The organism is Corynebacterium striatum (assembly GCF_016728105.1).
GTDB classification, from domain to species: Bacteria; Actinomycetota; Actinomycetes; order Mycobacteriales; family Mycobacteriaceae; genus Corynebacterium; species Corynebacterium striatum.
In genome coordinates, this window is the sequence record NZ_CP068158.1 from 2345902 (window position 1) to 2362073 (window position 16172).

The 16172-nt window shown below is 61.3% G+C and carries 17 protein-coding genes and 1 pseudogene; 11 read left to right on the top strand and 7 right to left on the bottom strand.

What is annotated here, in order from left to right; genetic code table 11:
- Positions 1-47: 47 nt before the first annotated feature.
- The 5 genes from pdxY (at position 48) to I6I72_RS10990 (ending at position 4638) form a co-directional block, all read left to right on the top strand.
- A complete protein-coding gene (pdxY, locus tag I6I72_RS10970) occupies positions 48-896 on the top strand; it encodes a pyridoxal kinase PdxY (protein ID WP_034656918.1) in 849 nt (282 codons plus the stop codon).
- Positions 897-1079: 183 nt separating this feature from the next.
- Positions 1080-1973: an endonuclease domain-containing protein gene (locus I6I72_RS10975; RefSeq protein ID WP_049062582.1), complete on the top strand. Its 894-nt coding sequence runs from the start codon at positions 1080-1082 to the stop codon at positions 1971-1973.
- 188 nt (positions 1974-2161) lie between these two features.
- On the top strand, positions 2162-3151 hold the full coding sequence (era, locus tag I6I72_RS10980; protein WP_049062583.1) for a GTPase Era: 990 nt from the start codon (positions 2162-2164) through the stop codon (positions 3149-3151).
- Between the two features lie 4 nt (positions 3152-3155).
- Entirely contained in the window at positions 3156-3875 is a 720-nt protein-coding gene (gene recO / locus I6I72_RS10985; protein ID WP_049062584.1) for a DNA repair protein RecO, read from the top strand.
- 10 nt (positions 3876-3885) lie between these two features.
- Entirely contained in the window at positions 3886-4638 is a 753-nt protein-coding gene (locus I6I72_RS10990; RefSeq protein WP_005528451.1) for an isoprenyl transferase, read from the top strand.
- A gap of 58 nt (positions 4639-4696) precedes the next feature.
- Here the strand turns inward: I6I72_RS10990 and I6I72_RS10995 are convergent, their stop codons facing one another.
- Complete coding sequence (locus tag I6I72_RS10995; RefSeq protein ID WP_005528453.1) at positions 4697-5110, bottom strand: Fur family transcriptional regulator; 414 nt, start codon at positions 5108-5110, stop codon at positions 4697-4699.
- A gap of 33 nt (positions 5111-5143) precedes the next feature.
- On the bottom strand, positions 5144-5446 hold the full coding sequence (locus I6I72_RS11000; RefSeq protein ID WP_034656759.1) for an ArsR/SmtB family transcription factor: 303 nt from the start codon (positions 5444-5446) through the stop codon (positions 5144-5146).
- A 180-nt stretch (positions 5447-5626) separates the two neighbouring features.
- Here I6I72_RS11000 and I6I72_RS11005 point away from each other — a divergent pair, with 180 nt between their 5' ends.
- From I6I72_RS11005 to I6I72_RS11015, 3 genes are read left to right on the top strand one after another with little or no spacing between them, the layout of a single operon-like run.
- Positions 5627-7006 carry a glycine--tRNA ligase gene (locus I6I72_RS11005; RefSeq protein ID WP_005528455.1) on the top strand — a complete coding sequence of 460 codons (1380 nt, stop codon included), beginning with the start codon at positions 5627-5629 and terminating at the stop codon, positions 7004-7006.
- Entirely contained in the window at positions 7006-7521 is a 516-nt protein-coding gene (locus I6I72_RS11010) for a hypothetical protein (protein WP_005528456.1), read from the top strand. The genes I6I72_RS11005 and I6I72_RS11010 overlap by 1 nt, the downstream gene beginning before the upstream one ends.
- A 26-nt stretch (positions 7522-7547) precedes the next feature.
- The gene (locus I6I72_RS11015; protein WP_005528457.1) at positions 7548-8015 is read left to right on the top strand and encodes a hypothetical protein; all 468 of its coding nucleotides are present in this window, start codon (positions 7548-7550) and stop codon (positions 8013-8015) included.
- Positions 8016-8031: 16 nt separating this feature from the next.
- On the opposite strand, the gene I6I72_RS11020 is transcribed toward I6I72_RS11015, so the two are convergent.
- Positions 8032-10074 carry a TPM domain-containing protein gene (locus I6I72_RS11020; RefSeq protein WP_049147703.1) on the bottom strand — a complete coding sequence of 681 codons (2043 nt, stop codon included), beginning with the start codon at positions 10072-10074 and terminating at the stop codon, positions 8032-8034.
- A 30-nt stretch (positions 10075-10104) separates the two neighbouring features.
- On the opposite strand from I6I72_RS11020, the gene I6I72_RS11025 reads away from it, so the two are divergent.
- Together I6I72_RS11025 and I6I72_RS11030 are read left to right on the top strand one after the other, a co-directional pair.
- Positions 10105-10764: a YdcF family protein gene (locus tag I6I72_RS11025; RefSeq protein WP_236592624.1), complete on the top strand. Its 660-nt coding sequence runs from the start codon at positions 10105-10107 to the stop codon at positions 10762-10764.
- 369 nt (positions 10765-11133) lie between these two features.
- The gene (locus I6I72_RS11030) at positions 11134-12426 is read left to right on the top strand and encodes a deoxyguanosinetriphosphate triphosphohydrolase (RefSeq protein WP_049062586.1); all 1293 of its coding nucleotides are present in this window, start codon (positions 11134-11136) and stop codon (positions 12424-12426) included.
- 175 nt (positions 12427-12601) lie between these two features.
- Here I6I72_RS11030 and I6I72_RS11035 read toward each other — a convergent pair whose 3' ends face one another.
- Together I6I72_RS11035 and I6I72_RS11040 are read right to left on the bottom strand one after the other, a co-directional pair.
- Positions 12602-12850, bottom strand: a complete 249-nt coding sequence (locus I6I72_RS11035) for a hypothetical protein (protein WP_049062587.1) — start codon at positions 12848-12850, stop codon at positions 12602-12604.
- Positions 12840-13346 carry a ribonuclease domain-containing protein gene (locus I6I72_RS11040; RefSeq protein ID WP_005528473.1) on the bottom strand — a complete coding sequence of 169 codons (507 nt, stop codon included), beginning with the start codon at positions 13344-13346 and terminating at the stop codon, positions 12840-12842. The genes I6I72_RS11035 and I6I72_RS11040 overlap by 11 nt, the downstream gene beginning before the upstream one ends.
- Before the next feature lie 237 nt (positions 13347-13583).
- Between I6I72_RS11040 and dnaG the strand changes: the two genes are divergently transcribed.
- A complete protein-coding gene (gene dnaG / locus I6I72_RS11045) occupies positions 13584-15524 on the top strand; it encodes a DNA primase (RefSeq protein ID WP_049062588.1) in 1941 nt (646 codons plus the stop codon).
- On the opposite strand, the gene I6I72_RS11050 is transcribed toward dnaG, so the two are convergent.
- A complete protein-coding gene (locus I6I72_RS11050; protein WP_049062589.1) occupies positions 15521-15790 on the bottom strand; it encodes a hypothetical protein in 270 nt (89 codons plus the stop codon). The two genes, dnaG and I6I72_RS11050, sit on opposite strands and share 4 nt — an antisense overlap.
- A gap of 170 nt (positions 15791-15960) precedes the next feature.
- Positions 15961-16077 (bottom strand): annotated as a pseudogene (locus I6I72_RS11055) (transposase); the annotation flags it as partial.
- Positions 16078-16172: the final 95 nt, after the last annotated feature.

The following is a 16172-nucleotide window of genomic DNA, read 5'->3' on the forward strand; positions in this document are numbered from 1 at the left end:
CCGCGATTTCTTTTGTGCGGTCCGTGAAATAGAGCAAGATAGGTGCCATGAATATTCTTTCGATCCAGTCCCATGTCACCTACGGCCACGTCGGCAACTCTGCTGCAGTCTTCCCGCTCCAGCGCGCGGGCCACGAGGTATGGCCGGTTCACACGGTGAACTTCTCCAACCACACCGGCTACGGCGATTGGGGCGGACCACTCATCCCAGCTGCTGATGTCACTAGCATTATCGACGGCATCGAGAAGCGCGGCGCCTTTGAGAAGATCGACGCAATCCTCTCTGGCTACCAGGGTGGTCCGGATATTGCAGGCGCTATTGTCGACGCCGTGACCCGCATCAAGGCCGTCAACCCCAAGGCCCTCTACGCGTGCGACCCAGTCATGGGCAACGCGAAGTCGGGCTGCTTCGTCTCGGACGAGATTCCGCCGCTGCTGCGCGATAAGGTCGTGCCGGTGGCTGACATCATCACCCCGAACCAGTTCGAGCTGGGTTACCTGACTGACCACGAGGTCGGCACCTTGGAGCAGACCCTCGAGGCCGTGAAGGCTGCGCAGGAAATCGGCCCGAAGACCGTGCTGGTCACCTCGGTAAAGCGCCCGGAAACCCCGGAGGAGACCATCGAGATGCTCGCCGTGGACGGCGACCGCGCCTTTATCGTGGCCACCCCGTTCCTGCCGTTCAAGCGCAATGGCTCCGGCGACGTCACTGCGGCGCTGTTCACCGGCCACTACGTCGAAACCCATGACGCGAAGCTGGCGTTGAAGCGCACCGCGTCTTCGGTGTACGACTTGCTGCACAACACTTATGAGGCAGACTCGCAGGAGCTGCAGCTCATTGAGTCCCAGGACGTGTTTGCGAATCCGCAGCTGCAGTTCCACGTCGAGGAGCTCTAGCGCACCCGTCCCACGCCTTTTGGCAAATACCCAGACCTGGAAATGCAGCTTTCTGGTGGAAAGCGGGGCGTCGGCAAGCGCGGCGAAACGCGAACAGGAGGTCTGGGTGCCCAGCCCTGGGGATTTGACCATCCTGGCCGCACTTGCCGCGCGCCAGCACCCACCGCCGGTTAAAAGTAAGGCATGGACAACGCGTTACTTTTTGACACAATCGACGCCCACCTTATTGACCTTCGCCAACTATCCAACGAAGACCCGTGCTGGCTGCAGATGCACCACGGCAAAATCGTGCGCGCGGCCTGGTGCTTCGCGCTGCCGAAGCAATTTTGGAATCGGCTCAAACCCTGGGAACGCGACATAGCGCGGGTGTATATCCACGCACGGACCGTGCATAAAGCCGTGCTGATCGGAAAGCCCGCGGCTCTGATACACGGCATTCCCACCATTAGCCGCCCCACCGAATACCCAGCAGTGCTGCCCTCGGGCTCGGTACCGCAGAAATCCAAGGGGCATTTCTTCGCTTATAAAGCTGCCCGCCTGCACGGGCAAACCACCACTGTGCACGGCATTAAACTCACCTCGCTGGAGCGTACCGCGATTGACATGGCCCGTCTGCACGGCTTCGAAGAGGGGCTGGTCGCCGCGGATTATGTGCGTGCACAGGTGGGCCGCCGTCGCATGCAGGATACGTTGGGCGCGCTGGGCCGCGTCAAGGGCGTAGCGACGGCACGCGCCGTGGTGGCTGCGACCGTGGTTGATTCTGAGTCGCCGTGGGAGTCCTATGCCCGCGCGTTGTTGCTGCGTGCGGGCATAAACGTGCGCACGCAGTACGTTGTGGGCAAGTACCGCGCTGATTTGGCAATTGACGGCTGGTTGCTCATTGAAATCGACGGCGATGTCAAATACCAAGACAAGCCTGTGGAGGCGATTCGCGCGGAGCACCGCCGCCAGAAGGAGCTGCTCAACATGGGTTATGTGGTCCTGCGCTTTAGCCCGGAGGAGTTGCGCGCCCGGCCGGAGGAGTTTGTCGCGACGGTGCGCCGAATGTTGGCGATGGGCCCTAGGCGCGCCGCATAGTTACCCAGCCCTGGAAACCCAGAGGTCCTGTTCGCGTTTCGCCGCGCGTGCCGACGCCGCGCATTCCACCAGAAAGCTGCATTTCCAGCCCTGGGTATTTGCGAGAGGAGAACGCCGGTGAAGAGGCCCACGGGCAGCCGCAAACGCGTATGTACTACTGTGACGCGGCTGGGCTATGATGACTAGCAATGAGTACCGATTTTGACGCCGCCTTTGAGAACCTCCCCGCCGACGGGGAGGTTCTCGACTACACCGACTACACCGACACCCCGGAGGGATTCCGCTCCGGCTTCGTGTCCTTCGTGGGCCGCCCTAACACGGGCAAGTCGACTCTGACCAACGCGCTGGTAGGCCAGAAGATTGCCATCACCGCCAACCAGCCGGAGACCACCCGTCACCCCATCCGCGGCCTGGTCCACCGCGAAGACGCCCAAGTTATCGTCGTGGATACACCGGGCCTGCACCGCCCCCGCACCCTGTTGGGCGAGCGCCTCAACGAGATGGTCAAGGACACGTACGCGGACGTGGACGTCATCGGCCTGACCATCCCCGCCGACGAGAAGATCGGCCCAGGTGACCGCTGGATTCTGGAGAACGTCCGCAAGGTAGCGCCGAAGACCCCGATCATCGGCATCGTGACCAAGCTGGATAAGGCCAGCAAGGACCAGGTCGGCGCGCAGCTTTTGGCGCTGCATGAGCTGCTCAGCGAGGACAACCCCGACGCCGTGGTCATCCCGGTTTCGGCCACCCAGCGCGTACAACTGGATGAGCTGACCCAGGTCATCGTCGATCACCTGCCGGAGGGCCCTAAGTTCTACCCGGATGATCACATCACTGACGAAGAGCAGGAAAAGCGCATTTCCGAGCTCATCCGCGAGGCTGCGCTGGCTGGGCTCAAAGACGAGCTGCCGCACAGCGTGGCCGTCTCCGTCGACGAGATGCTGCCGGATGAGGCTCGCCCCGACGTCCTCAACATCCACGCCGTCCTCTACCTAGAGCGCCCCGGCCAAAAGCGCATCATCGAGGGCAAGGATGGCCGCCGTTTTATGCGCATAGTCGGCACCGCCCGCAAGGAAATCATCCAGCTGCTCGGCCAGAACGTGTACCTGGACCTGCGCATCAAGGTGCTCAAGAACTGGCAGTCGGACCCGAAGATGCTCGGCCGCCTCGGCTTCTAAGCCCGTGGCGAGGGAAAACTTCCGCGACCGCGCCTTGGTCATCCGCAGCTATGACTTCGGCGAGGCCGACCGCGTGATCGTCCTGCTGACCCGCAACCATGGCCTGGTCAGGGGAGTGGCCAAGGGAGTGCGCCGCGCCAAGTCACGCTTCGGCTCCCGTCTGCAGCTGTTCGTGAACCTCGACGTGCAGCTGTATCGCGGCCGCAATCTCTACACCATTTCCCAGGCCGACACCGTGGACTACTTCGGCGCCAACATCATCGAGGACTACGAGCGTTATACCGCGGCGTGCGCAGCCCTCGAATCGGCCGAGCGCCTGGCTTTCACCGACGCCGACTCCGACCCTTACCTCTACACCGCGCTGGTCCACACCCTGCAGGTCATGCAGTACGACGACCCACTCCAGGCCCTCGACGCCTTCCTCTTGCAGGCGATGGCGCACGCCGGCTGGGCGCCCAGCCTCTTTGACTGCGCGCAGTGCCAAAAGCCAGGGCCCCACCACGCCTTCCACCCGGCTGTGGGCGGTGCGGCCTGCCACGAGTGCCGCCCACCGGGCGCGGCGGAGGTGGACCCGGAGACGCTGCATCACATGTGGTTGCTGGCGCACGGGTGCCCCAGCAATCCGACCCATGAGCAGCGTCAAGAGGCACACCAGCTGACCCGCGCGCACCTGCAATGGCACCTAGAGCGCAAGGTTACCGCGTTAGGGGTTATGGACCAGTAAGATAAGGCGCGTGATTACGCCAGACCCGAACCGAGTCCTTAACCCACCCGCCATCCCGGAGGAGTTCCTGCCCAAGCACATCGCGCTGGTCATGGACGGCAATGGCCGCTGGGCCGAGGAGCGCGGCATGAAGCGCACCGAGGGGCATCGTCGCGGGGAGGCTGTGCTTCTCGACGTCGTCGATGCCTGCCTGTCCATGAACATCCCGTACCTGTCTGCCTACGCCTTCTCCACCGAGAACTGGCGCCGCAGCCCCGAAGAGGTGCGCTTCCTCATGGCGTTTAACCGCGATGTGCTGCGCCGGCAGCGCGAGTGGCTCAACGAGAAGGGCGTGCGCGTGGTCTGGGTTGGACGCCGCCCGCGCCTGTGGCGCTCGGTTATCAAGGAGCTCGAGACCGCGCAGGAGCTGACCAAGAACAACACGCGCATGACGTTGGCGATGTGCGTGAACTACGGTGGGCGCGCCGAGCTTGTCGACGGCGTTCGCAAGCTCGCCGATCAGGTGGCCAAGGGTGAGTTGAAGCCGAGTGCGATTAATGAGGCGTCGCTAAGCGCGGCTCTCTATGACCCCACCATGCCGGACGTGGATTTGTTCCTGCGCCCGTCGGGGGAGAAGCGAACGTCGAACTTCCTGCTATGGCAGTCCGCGTACGCGGAGATGATTTACCAGGACAAGCTGTTCCCCGACTTCACGCCGGAGGACCTGTACGCCGCAGTTGAAGAATATGCACGACGTGACCGTCGCTTCGGGGGCACAAAATAGCTGAAGCCATTTTGTGGATATACGGCTATTTTGTGGATATACGGCTTTTTCGTGGTTGTTAGGCGCGGCAGTCTGCACAGATGCCGAAGATTTCGGCATCATGGCCGGTGAGCTCAAAGTCGTGCTCAGCAGCGACGGAGCTGGCCCACTTCTCGATTGGGCCGCCATCGATCTCTTCGGTGCGGCCACACTTGGTGCACACCAGGTGATGGTGGTGGTTAGCGGATTCGCAATGACGGTAGAGAGTTTCACCGGAGGGCATGTGCAGTGCGTCGACAGCATCGATGTCCGATAGAGACTGCAGCGTGCGGTAGACGGTGGTCAGACCGACCTTGTGGTTGCGTTCCTGCAAGGCATGGTGAATGTCCTTGGCAGAGGCGAATTTATCAAGTTCACGCAGAACCTCAACAACTGCGGTGCGTTGTTTGGTGTTACGAGCCCCAAGCTTAGGGATGCTTTCGTGGAGAGCCATGACCGCTAGTTTATCAACTAGTTTCCAATAAAGTTAACGGCTGATGAGTGCCGAAGCGTCAGCGAGCAGCGTAAGCACGCCTGGGGCTACCAGTTTATAGAGGACTTCGCGGCCGGTGCGCTCCGAATCGACGATGCCTGCTTTCTTAAGTACTCGCAGGTGCTGGCTAACGAGAGGCTGAGATTTTCCGGTGGCGGCGACCAACTCGTGTACGTAGTGATCGCGCTCGTGCAGCTCCTGCACCAAGCGAATTCGCAACGGGGAATCCAAAGCGCTGATAACCGTTGCGGCTGCACCGACATCAAAGGGGGAAACTGCAGCGGTGGTCTTCGCCACGCAGATCACCTTCTATCTAATTTCTGTTAATCGTTTGATATTTATACGATACTCTATAGGCTGCTTAAAGTCGCCTAGGCCACAGATATATTTTCCCCCCAGCGCCCACGGGCGTTATGGGGCACGATAGACTGAGAATATTGTCCACGACTATCCCTTAACAGAGGAGTCCTTTTTATAATGGCAAGCGTCATCGATACCGTTGTAAGCCTGTGCAAGCGCCGCGGATTGGTCTACCAGGCAGGTGAAATCTATGGCGGTTCTCGCTCCGCGTGGGACTACGGTCCCCTCGGTGTTGAGCTCAAGGAAAACATCAAGCGCCAGTGGTGGCGCCACATGGTGCAGTCCCGTGAGGACGTTGTTGGCGTCGATACTTCTGTCATCCAGCCGCGCCAGGTATGGGTCTCCTCCGGCCACGTTGAGGTATTCACTGACCCACTAGTGGAGTCCCGCCACACCGGTAAGCGTTACCGCGCTGACCACCTGCTCGAGGCATACGAGGAAAAGCATGGCCACGAGCCGGCAAACGGCTTGGCGGACATCAACGATCCTGAGACCGGCCAGCCAGGTGACTGGACCGAGCCGAAGGCATTCTCCGGTCTGCTCAAGACCTTCCTGGGTCCGGTCGATGATGAACAGGGCCTGCACTACCTGCGTCCGGAAACCGCACAGGGCATCTTCGTGAACTTCAAGAACGTCATGACCTCTGCTCGCATGAAGCCGCCTTTCGGCATCGCGAACATCGGTAAGTCCTTCCGTAACGAGATCACCCCGGGCAACTTCATCTTCCGCACCCGCGAGTTCGAGCAGATGGAGATGGAGTTCTTTGTCAAGCCGGGCGAGGACGAGCAGTGGCACCAGTACTGGATTGATGATCGCTACAACTGGTATGTGGACCTGGGCATCAAGGAAGAGAACCTGCGTCTCTACGAGCACCCGAAGGAGAAGCTGTCCCACTACTCCAAGCGCACCGTTGACGTGGAGTACGCATTCGGTTTCACTGGCTCCAAGTGGGGCGAGCTCGAGGGCGTGGCAAACCGTACCGACTACGACCTTTCCGTGCACGCGAAGGGCTCCGGCGAGGATCTGTCCTACTACGACCAGACCACCGAGGAGCGCTGGGTTCCATATGTCATTGAGCCGGCAGCCGGCCTGGGCCGTTCCATGATGGCCTTCCTGGTTGACGCTTATGACGAGGAAGAGGTTCCGAACTCCAAGGGCGGCACCGACAAGCGCGTGGTTCTGCGCCTGGACCGCCGTCTGGCTCCGGTTAAGGTTGCGGTTCTGCCGCTGTCCAAGAAGGAAGAGCTGGCCAACCCGGCCCGTGAGCTGGCTGCCAAGCTGCGCATGAACTGGAACGTCGACTACGACACCTCCGGTGCTATCGGCCGCCGCTACCGCCGTCAGGATGAGATCGGTACGCCGTTCTGCGTCACCTACGACTTCGATTCCCTCGAGGACGGTGCCGTCACCGTTCGCGAGCGCGACACGATGGAGCAGGAGCGCGTGAAGATCGACGAGCTCGAGGCTTACCTGGCCGCCCGCCTGATTGGCTGCTAATGGAATACACCAGCTGGGACCGCACTGACCGCGAGCACCCCGTCCTCCTCATGGAGGCAGGCCCTGCAGCGTATGGCGTCTTCTCCGCGGATTCCGCGGACGTTGATGGCCAGCGCTGGGAGCTTGCCAGTGATTTCTCCACGGGCGCGACCGCCCAAGTGGAGGACCGTGTCTACGCCTTGACAGGCAACCTGGGTCGGGACAAGCGCATCGAGGCTGACTTGAACGGCCGATCTTTTGCCTTCATCAATGAAAACAGCGGTGACTGGATTGTTGAGAACCCAGCCGGGTTGAAGGTAGCGCAGTTCTCCACCAAGAATTCGGGTGTGCGCAAGGCCATCCTCGAGTTCGATGCGGAGGCTGCCGCGGATGCGCTTTCCGACGCCGAGACAGTCGCGCTCAGCTGGTTTACTCGCCTCATCTTGGAGGCCAAGACCCAGGGCAAGGCCATGCCGATCATCGCCACTTTGGTGCTGGCATCGGTGGTGGCTGTGTTGTCCCTGTTCGTCTTCTAGTTTGCGCTAGGTACTGCTTAAAGCCGATGGACAGGAAGCAATTAACCTGGGAAAATGAAACCCTTAGCGATGCCGAGGGCACTGTGTGGGCAACGGTACGCGCTGATGTGCTCAACGTGAAGGAATCACAATTGGCCGCGGCGCAGGAGCGCATTTTGCTGGAGCACTCAGTGGATAGTGGTAGCCAGCGCTTTTGGGTGCGCGGTACGGCCACGACGGGCAAGACCCTGCACGTGGCTCAGCAGGGCGTAACTGTCAGCCACATGCAGGCCAAGTGCCTGGACCGTGAGTACACACTGGACCGGCCGAACCCCTTCCGTCGCGAGCGCCGTATTCGCGATGCCGAAGGAAATGAGGTCCTACGCACCCGCCCTACGTTCAAGGGGGTGCTGGAGATTTTTGACATCGCAGCGGAAAACGTTCCGGACATCGACGTGGCATTTCTTACTTATTGCTGCCTGCTTGTCGATGCCCCGAGGCGCCTGCGCGGTTAAAGGCGCGCAGGCAGAGCTAGAAGGAGCCGCCGCGGAAGCTGCTGCCTCCGAAGCCGCCGCCACCGAAGCCACCACCGAAGCCACCACCGAAGCCACCGCCGTAGCTGCGGCCACCGCCGAGCATCTGGCCGATGACCATGCCGGTGATGATGTCACCTGCGGTGGATCCGGCAGCCTGGCGCTGCTGGCGGCGACGGTAGGAATCAATGTCGTCCTGGGCGCGGCGGGCTGCGGTCTGGGCGGCCGCGACAGCCTGGCGGGAGGCGTCGATGGCACCGCGCAGGTTGCTGTTTTTAAGCTGCATCGCCTGCGCATAGAGACGCTTGGCGTCCGCGAGCGCGGTACGGGCCTGCGCGCCGACCACGCGGCCGCGGGTAGAGATGACGTCCTCGGCGGCCTGGATGTTGGACTCAGCCGCCTGCATCTGCTGGGTGTAGAGGTCCAGCTGGCGGGCCTGCGTGGCGGTCGCCTCGCGCACGGCGTCGAGTCGCTCGTCGAGCTCAGAGTCGATGGCAATCAGCGTGGTGTAGTGGCCGAGCGGGTCAGTGGCCTGGCCGGCTTCGGCGGCGCTGACGGCCTGCTGGGCGCGGGAAGTGACGTCGCCTAGGGCCTCCCAGTCAGCGTCGGTGCCCAGCTTCTTGCCTTGAGCCTCGAGCTGCTGTGCTTCCTCGATCTCGCCGCGTACCTCCGCGATGAGCGCGCTCAAGTTGGAGTGCGCTGCGGCCAGGTTAGCCTCGGCGTTTTCCACGCCGGAGAGCAGTCGGTCTGCCACCTCGATGGCGTGCTCGGAGTCGCGGATGATGCCTACCAATCCGCCCTGCTGGCCGGCCGGCTGCGCGGCGAGCGTGCGGCCTTGCTCTAGTAGCTTTTCTGCCTCGCCCACGGACACGGTGGCCATGTGTGGGTTGTCCTCGATGGAGACCAGCGCCTCGGCTGGGTGCTTGGACACCAAGCCCGCCAAGGTCTGCTCGGCCTGTGTAATACGGGTGCGGATGTCCACGGTGCGCTGGGTCAGCTCGTCGAGCTTCGAGTCGGAGTTGATGAGCAGGTCGCGCATCTTGGCAAAGTCGGCGGCTTGGGCATCGAGGGCGTCGTCAGCCTGCCCACAGGAGGAGACGATTTCGATGAGCATCTGGCGGCGCTCCGCCTCGGACTCCGGGATGGAGTCATCCAGGCGCTGCTGCAAGGCAAAGGCCTTCTGCAGCGTGGTGGTGGAGTGGTTCATCGCGCGAGTAAACGGGCGGGTGCGCTCCGGGCCGAACTCGGCCGTGGCGATGTCGAGCTCCTCCTTGCCGCGGCGGATGGATTCGTCGGTGGAGACCAGCTCTTCGCGGGCCAGCTCCTGCAGGGTCTCGGTGGGAAGGGATGACAGCGAGTTGGTATCGCCCGGCTCGATGGCGCGTGCTGATTCGAGGTTCTGCGCGTTGTCCTTCTTGGTCTTGCGGCGCGAGGCTGCCCAGATGCCACCACCGGCTACTGCCAGAGCACCTGCACCACCCGCCAGCCAGCCGGCCCCCGAGCCGGAGTCGGAACCTGCGCCACCTGCGGAACCGGAAGATCCGGTGGAACCGCTCACGGCGGCGTCGGCAAGCGCGAGTGCAGAGCCCCCGAAGTCGTCCTCGGCGAGGTGCGCGGATGCGGCGTCGTACATAGCGTCCGAGCGCCCGGAAGACCAAGCGTTGCCGGTCTGCACGCCCACCTTGCGGTCTTCAACTGACACCACGTAGACCGCGGAGTTGGGGCCCTTGGCGTCAATAAACTCGTCTGCATAGTCCTGCGCGGTACCCGGCAACGTGTTTTCAAATACCACGTAAAGAATCAGTCCCTCATCCTTCTGCAGGGAGGTAATCTTCTCCTGTAGTTGGGACTTCTCACTCGAGGACAACACTCCGGCGTTATCCGTGACCTTCTGCGTCACAGTCGAGGGATCTGCCTGTGCCAGCACCATCTGCTGCGGGGAGGGGGCAGCTCCGGCTTGGGTAATCCCAGGAGCTAGGGTTCCCAGACCCACGAACAACACCGCTACTGCGGCACGGCCAATACGCGCACAAGAATTCATGCCCACCAGAATACAGTTAGCCTGGTGAGAGTGAGACGCATTATTCGCTGCGTGCCCCTGCTACGCCGCGCAGCACAACGGGGAGCCAAGCCTGCGCTGAGCTTAGATGCCAACATTGAAGCCATCATCGTGTTGGGGGCTGCGCAATACGACGGCCACCCCTCCCGCATCCTTTCTGCGCGCCTCGAGGAGGCCGTCGACGCGCATGCGCTATACCCGCAGATCCCTATTGTCACCGTGGGCGGCAAGCTGCCAGGGGATCGTTTTACCGAGGCTGAGGTGGGGCAGAGCTACCTCAGCGAACGCGTACCGGACGCATGTGTGTTGGCGGTGCCCGTGGGCAACGACACCGTGGAGTCCCTGCGGGAGGTGCGTCAGCGCTACGGGTATGCGAACGCCATCGTCATTACGGATCCGCTACACCGGTTGCGGGTGTGGCTCATCGCGCGCGACGAGGGGATGAGCACCCAGGTGCGCGGCGCCTCGAGATATCCCACCCCAACCTTCGCCCGGGCCTGGTGGCGCTACCTTGCCCACGAGATGGGCGGGCTCGCCGTATTCGCCGCGCGCAAAGTCTTAGGTGACAAGGCCGCGGAGCGTCTGCGGAGTGCGCTGCACCGCGTGGAAGCGATGATGAGGCCCTCCCGCAGAGCTCGGCATGAGGAAATTCGCAGGAAATCTAGACCATGATCTTCCAGCGTGCGGATGTAAAATCAGGCAATTGACAAAAATTGCAGGAAATTCCTAGTCGGTTTTGCTTCCAATACGACTGTCGATAGATTAAAGTGGATTGCGCAAGTGCAAACAACGAAAGGAATACTTGTGATGGACGTATTCAAGAATGTCATCGATGTCGTGCTGACCGCTCTCCAGGATCTGGTAAACGCGCCTTTCTACTTCGTGGAGGACCTGTGGAGCGCACTGTCTAGCAAGTAAACTCGAACATTGAGTTCTCGCCCCTGCTGCCTTTCTTCGGAGAGGCGGCGGGGGCGATTTCTTATGCCTTAGGTGGTATGCCGCGGATGAACCATGGCAGTTTTAGCGCCTAAACTGCTAGATGTGAGTTATTCCTACAGCGCGCACGACGCAGCACGTCTTTTTGATGAGAGCCCCAAAGGATCGGCCTTCAGCGAGCCAGGCACCCCAGCCGCTGAAGAGCACCGAGGGGCTTTTGCTCGCGATCGGGCTCGCGTATTGCACTCCGCTGCTTTGCGACGCCTCGCGGACAAAACACAGGTAGTCGGCCCCCACGACGGCGATACCCCGCGCACGCGACTGACCCACTCACTGGAGGTGGGGCAGATTGCCCGCGGCATCGGCTCCGGGCTTGGTTTGGACCCCGACCTGTGCGACATGGCGGGCCTGACCCATGACATCGGCCACCCGCCCTATGGGCACAACGGAGAGAACGCTCTCAATGAGGTGGCTCAAGAGTGCGGCGGATTCGAGGGAAACGCGCAGACCTTGCGCATCTTGGCTCGGCTAGAGCCGAAGGTAGTGGACGCGCAGGACAACTCCTACGGGCTCAACCTCACGCGCGCGGCGCTCGATGCCGCCTGCAAGTACCCACGCACCAAGACCAATGCGGATGGAACGGTCAACCGCAAGTACGGCTGCTACGACGAGGACGCACACATCCTGGCCTGGTTGCGCGAGGGACATACTGACGCGCGCCCCTCGATGGAGGCGCAGGCCATGGACTGGTCCGATGACATCGCCTACTCCGTTCACGACGTGGAGGACGGCATCGTTTCCGGCCGCATTTCACTCGCGGTGCTGTGGGACTTGGTGGAACTCGCTGCGCTTGCGGAGAAGGGCGCTAAGGCTTTCGGCGGCACCGCAGACGAGCTTCTCGACGCCGCCGATTCCCTCCGCACCTTGCCCATCATCCGGGCGGTCAGCGACTTCGATTTCTCCCTGCGCTCTTACACCACGCTGAAGAAGATGACCTCCGAGCTCGTGGGCCGCTATGTCGGGGCCACGGTGCAGGCCACCCGCGCGGCCAAAGAGCCACAGCTGGAGCTGGGCCGCCAGCACGGCAATCTGGCAGTGCCGGTGCGTGCGCAAGGGGAGGTCAAGCTGCTCAAGACCATCGCGGTGCTCTACGTCATGGACGAACCGGTTCACTTGGCTCGCCAGGACCGCCAGCGTGAGCGCATCTACCGCGTCTTTGACTACTTATCCGCGGGGGCGCCGGGTGCGCTCGACCCGATGTTTAGGCTCTGGTTTAACCGCGCCGAAACTGACGCGGAGCGCCAGCGCGTCATCGTGGACCAGATCGCCTCGATGACCGAGTCCCGCCTGGAGCGCCTGGCGCGCTCCACGGCTGAGTTTTCTGGGTTTATGGGTTAAAAGTGCGTGGCCGATACCTTAATCCATGCCTCGTTTAGTTCCGACAATTTGGGAACGCCCGGTTCGTGGAAACCACCCCAGCACAATGGAAAGTCATTGAATCTGTAAGCGATTCAGCTCGTCACCGAAAGATACGAGACGTAGACACGGCACCCCTGTTGACTGAAGAGTGAGGTTAGCGGAAGAGACGAACGCCGTTGTCCCCAAGCACCTCGAGAACCGCCGCGGTGTCAGTGGTGGACAGCTTCCATGCTGAGGCCACGATGGTTTCCACCTTGTGCTCGCGCAGGAAGTCCGCCAGAGCGTCGAGGTTGGGCGGCGCCATGCAGGCGTCACAACCGCGGATGGTGCCTAGGGCGGCGTATAGATCCTCGCGGCTTTCCAGCGGCTGCGTGATAAGTACTTTGGAGAGATTATTCAGCATCAGGGATCTCGCAGAAGGATTCGTAGTGATCGTCGGTGTAGTACCACACGTCAGGGTCGGTTTCGGTGCCGCCACCAGTGACGATGCGCTTGGCACCGCGGTGGTTCACGCCAGGCGAGTCCACCGTGTACTCGCGGTAGTAGTTCTTGGACTCCTTAGGCAGCACGCCTTCGTAGTTGCCAAAGCGCTTGTTGTCATTGTCTGGGTGCTCATAAGGCCCGCCGGCCAAGATGTCCTCCGCGGTATCCTCGGCTTCCTTGGGCAAGGAGTCCATCGCGCACTGCGGATAGGCGGAATTAGCCGACCCGTCCCGAGACCCAGCAGTCGTCGGCGCAGCGGTAGTCGGCGCAGTGGCGCTCGAGCCGGCCGAAGAAGCGCTGCTATCACCATCAGAGTTCCCTGCCAGGTCGATTCCGAAGTAGCCGGCTGCAAGTACCACGAGCACGCCGCCGATTGCTGCGAGCGGCTTCTTCTGAGAGGAGGGGGGATTGGCCATACCCCCATCTTTACAGGCGTAGCGCCTGATCGAGAAATCCAGTCAATCCCTTAACACCGACGTGAAGTGACTCGGAAATGCATGCAAAAGGCAGTGTGGCTTTCAGACCTTTTTGCTGACCCCTTCGGTGGGTAAACCGCCCTTCGTCGCCGTTATCTGTGTAGCGGACTACTAAACGACACCATCTGGGAGACCCACCCCAAGCCCCGCGAGCCCGCGCGGGGTAATCTTTAGCGCATGGCACAAGGCAGAATTCCGGAGAGCGACATCCAAGCGATCCGTGAACGCGCGCCAATCGAGGAAATCGTGGGGGAGTACGTCCAGCTCAAGCCGGCTGGCTATGACTCCTTGAAGGGGCTGTCACCCTTCAAGGAAGAAAAGACTCCGTCCTTCCACGTACGCCCGCAGCGTGGCTACTACCACTGCTTTTCTACAGGCAAGGGCGGAGACGTATTCAGCTTTCTCATGGAGATGGAGCAAGTCTCCTTCCCAGAAGCTGTCGAGGCAGTGGCCCAGAAGATTGGGTATCACATCAATTATCAGGGCGGCAGCACAGGCAACCGTAACGAAAAGCCCGGCACGCGCCAGCGCCTCATCGCGGCAAATAAGGCTGTGCACGAGTTTTACCGCCAACAGCTGGAGACCCCACAGGCGGCCACCGCGCGCGAGTTCCTGCTGAACCGTGGTTTTAGTAGGGAGATCATCTACGAGTTTGAGTGTGGCTATGCCCCGGAAGGTTGGGATACGGCCACCAAGCACCTGCTACGCATGGGCTTTTCCTTCGAGGAACTAGAGGCCGCAGGCATCTCCAAGATGGGCAAGCGCGGGCCCATCGATCGCTTCCACCGCCGCCTCCTGTGGCCCATCAAGGACCTATCCGGCAACGTCATCGGTTTCGGCGCGCGCAAGCTTTTTGATGATGACAACTTGGGCAAGTACATGAACACGCCTGAGACTATGCTCTATCACAAGTCCAAGGTGCTCTTTGGCTTGGATCTGGCCAAGCGCAACATTGCTGAGGCCCATCAGGCAGTGGTGGTGGAGGGCTACACCGATGTCATGGCGATGTACGCGGCGGGCGTAAAGACTGCCGTGGCCAGCTGTGGAACTGCATTCGGCGGCGACCACCTGCAGGTTCTGCGCCGGCTGATGCTGGATGATTCCTACTTCAACGGCGAACTCATCTATACCTTCGACGGTGATGAGGCTGGACAAAAGGCCGCCATGCGCGCCTTCCAAGGCGAGCAGGCGTTCACGGGCCAGTCCTTCGTTTCCGTGGCGCCGGATGGCATGGACCCTTGCGATTTGCGCCTGGCCAAGGGCGACGCCGCGGTGCGTGAGCTCATCGCGGACCGCATCCCGATGTTCGAGTTCGTCATCCAATCGGTGCTTAGCGAATACCGCATTGATACCGCAGAGGGGCGTCTGCAAGCATTGCGTCGTGCGGTGCCCGTGGTAGCGCAGATTCGCGACGCCCCGCTGCAGCGTGAGTACGCCCGCCGCCTAGCCGGCTGGGTGGGTTGGCCCAACCCGGAGGAAGTCCTGCAGCAGGTTCAGCAGGAGGCTCGCCGGCCTAAGAAACAGGACAAGAGGGCACGGCTTGCCGACGCCCCGATTAAAGCCGGCACGCCCGCTCCCGCGCAACAGAACACTCCGGTCTTCCACGTGCCGAGCCCCCGTGAGACCCACCTGTGGCCGCAGCGGGAGGCCCTAAAGCTGGCCTTGCAGTACCCGGGCCTTGCCGGTTCTTACTTCGACGGGATTACCGCCGATGCGTACTCGAATGAGTCTTATCGAATCGTTCGGGAGGCTATCTCTACCGTCGGTGGCGTTGCTGCCGGAGCCAACCTGCCCAGCGTGGAATGGATCGCTGCTGTGGCAGGGGAGATGCTCGATCTCACCGCGCGCAACTTTGTCAGTGAGCTTGCTGTTGAGCCGATCAAGGTGGGCGATGAGTCCGATCCCAAGGCTTGGGAGGTCTATGCTGACAGCGTGCTTTCCCGCCTCCAGGAAGCCCGCGTGGGCGACCAAGTGGCCCAAATTAAGGCCCAACTAGGCCGCATGCGCCCCTCCGATGACGAGCAAGCCTATAACTCGCTTTTCGCCGATCTCGTCGCCCTCGAGCAGGCCCGCCGCGAGCTCAATGACAGGGCGTTTCGTGGGCCGCAGCCTAATTAATCTTCGTCGGGCTCGTAGATACGGTCTTGGCCGTCTAGCTGGTTTCCTTTGACGCGGCGGCCGCGGCTTAGATCCTTTATCTCTTTCATGCGGGGTTCTGGATCGAGCTTGTTTGCTACTGCCTTGCGGGTGGCGTTTAAAGCGTTCTTGGTTACGGGGGAGTTGATCGCTTTTTCGTATGCGCCCTTGATCTGGTGATAACGCTTGCGGCCGGCCTTGGTGCCAAAGACATAACCTGCGGCGGCGCCTACTACGAATTGGATCATGGTTGGAGTATCTCACCCTTCAGGTACTGATTTAACGCTAATAACCTCACCCAGCCTACCTGCATCAGTGGTGAAGTGGTGGGTACCCTCATTGATGAAAATTATTGTGACCGTTTCCCAACGCGGTTAAAGCACGATTGCTTAAAGACGTGACCGCTCGAACCTGTCTCTCGATTGCGGGTGGCTTTACGCAGCTCATTGTTAAACGGCTCGATAGAGTTCGTCGTGTAGATGGCTTTCCTTGCTGCCGGAGGAAACTGTAAAAACGGCACGAACCGCTCCCACGCTTCACTGCCTTCGGCGGCATCACCCCCGGATCATTTTTAGACAGGGCGAATAAGAGCAATACCGAAGCCAGCGACTAGTTCCTCCAGTCCCGAGG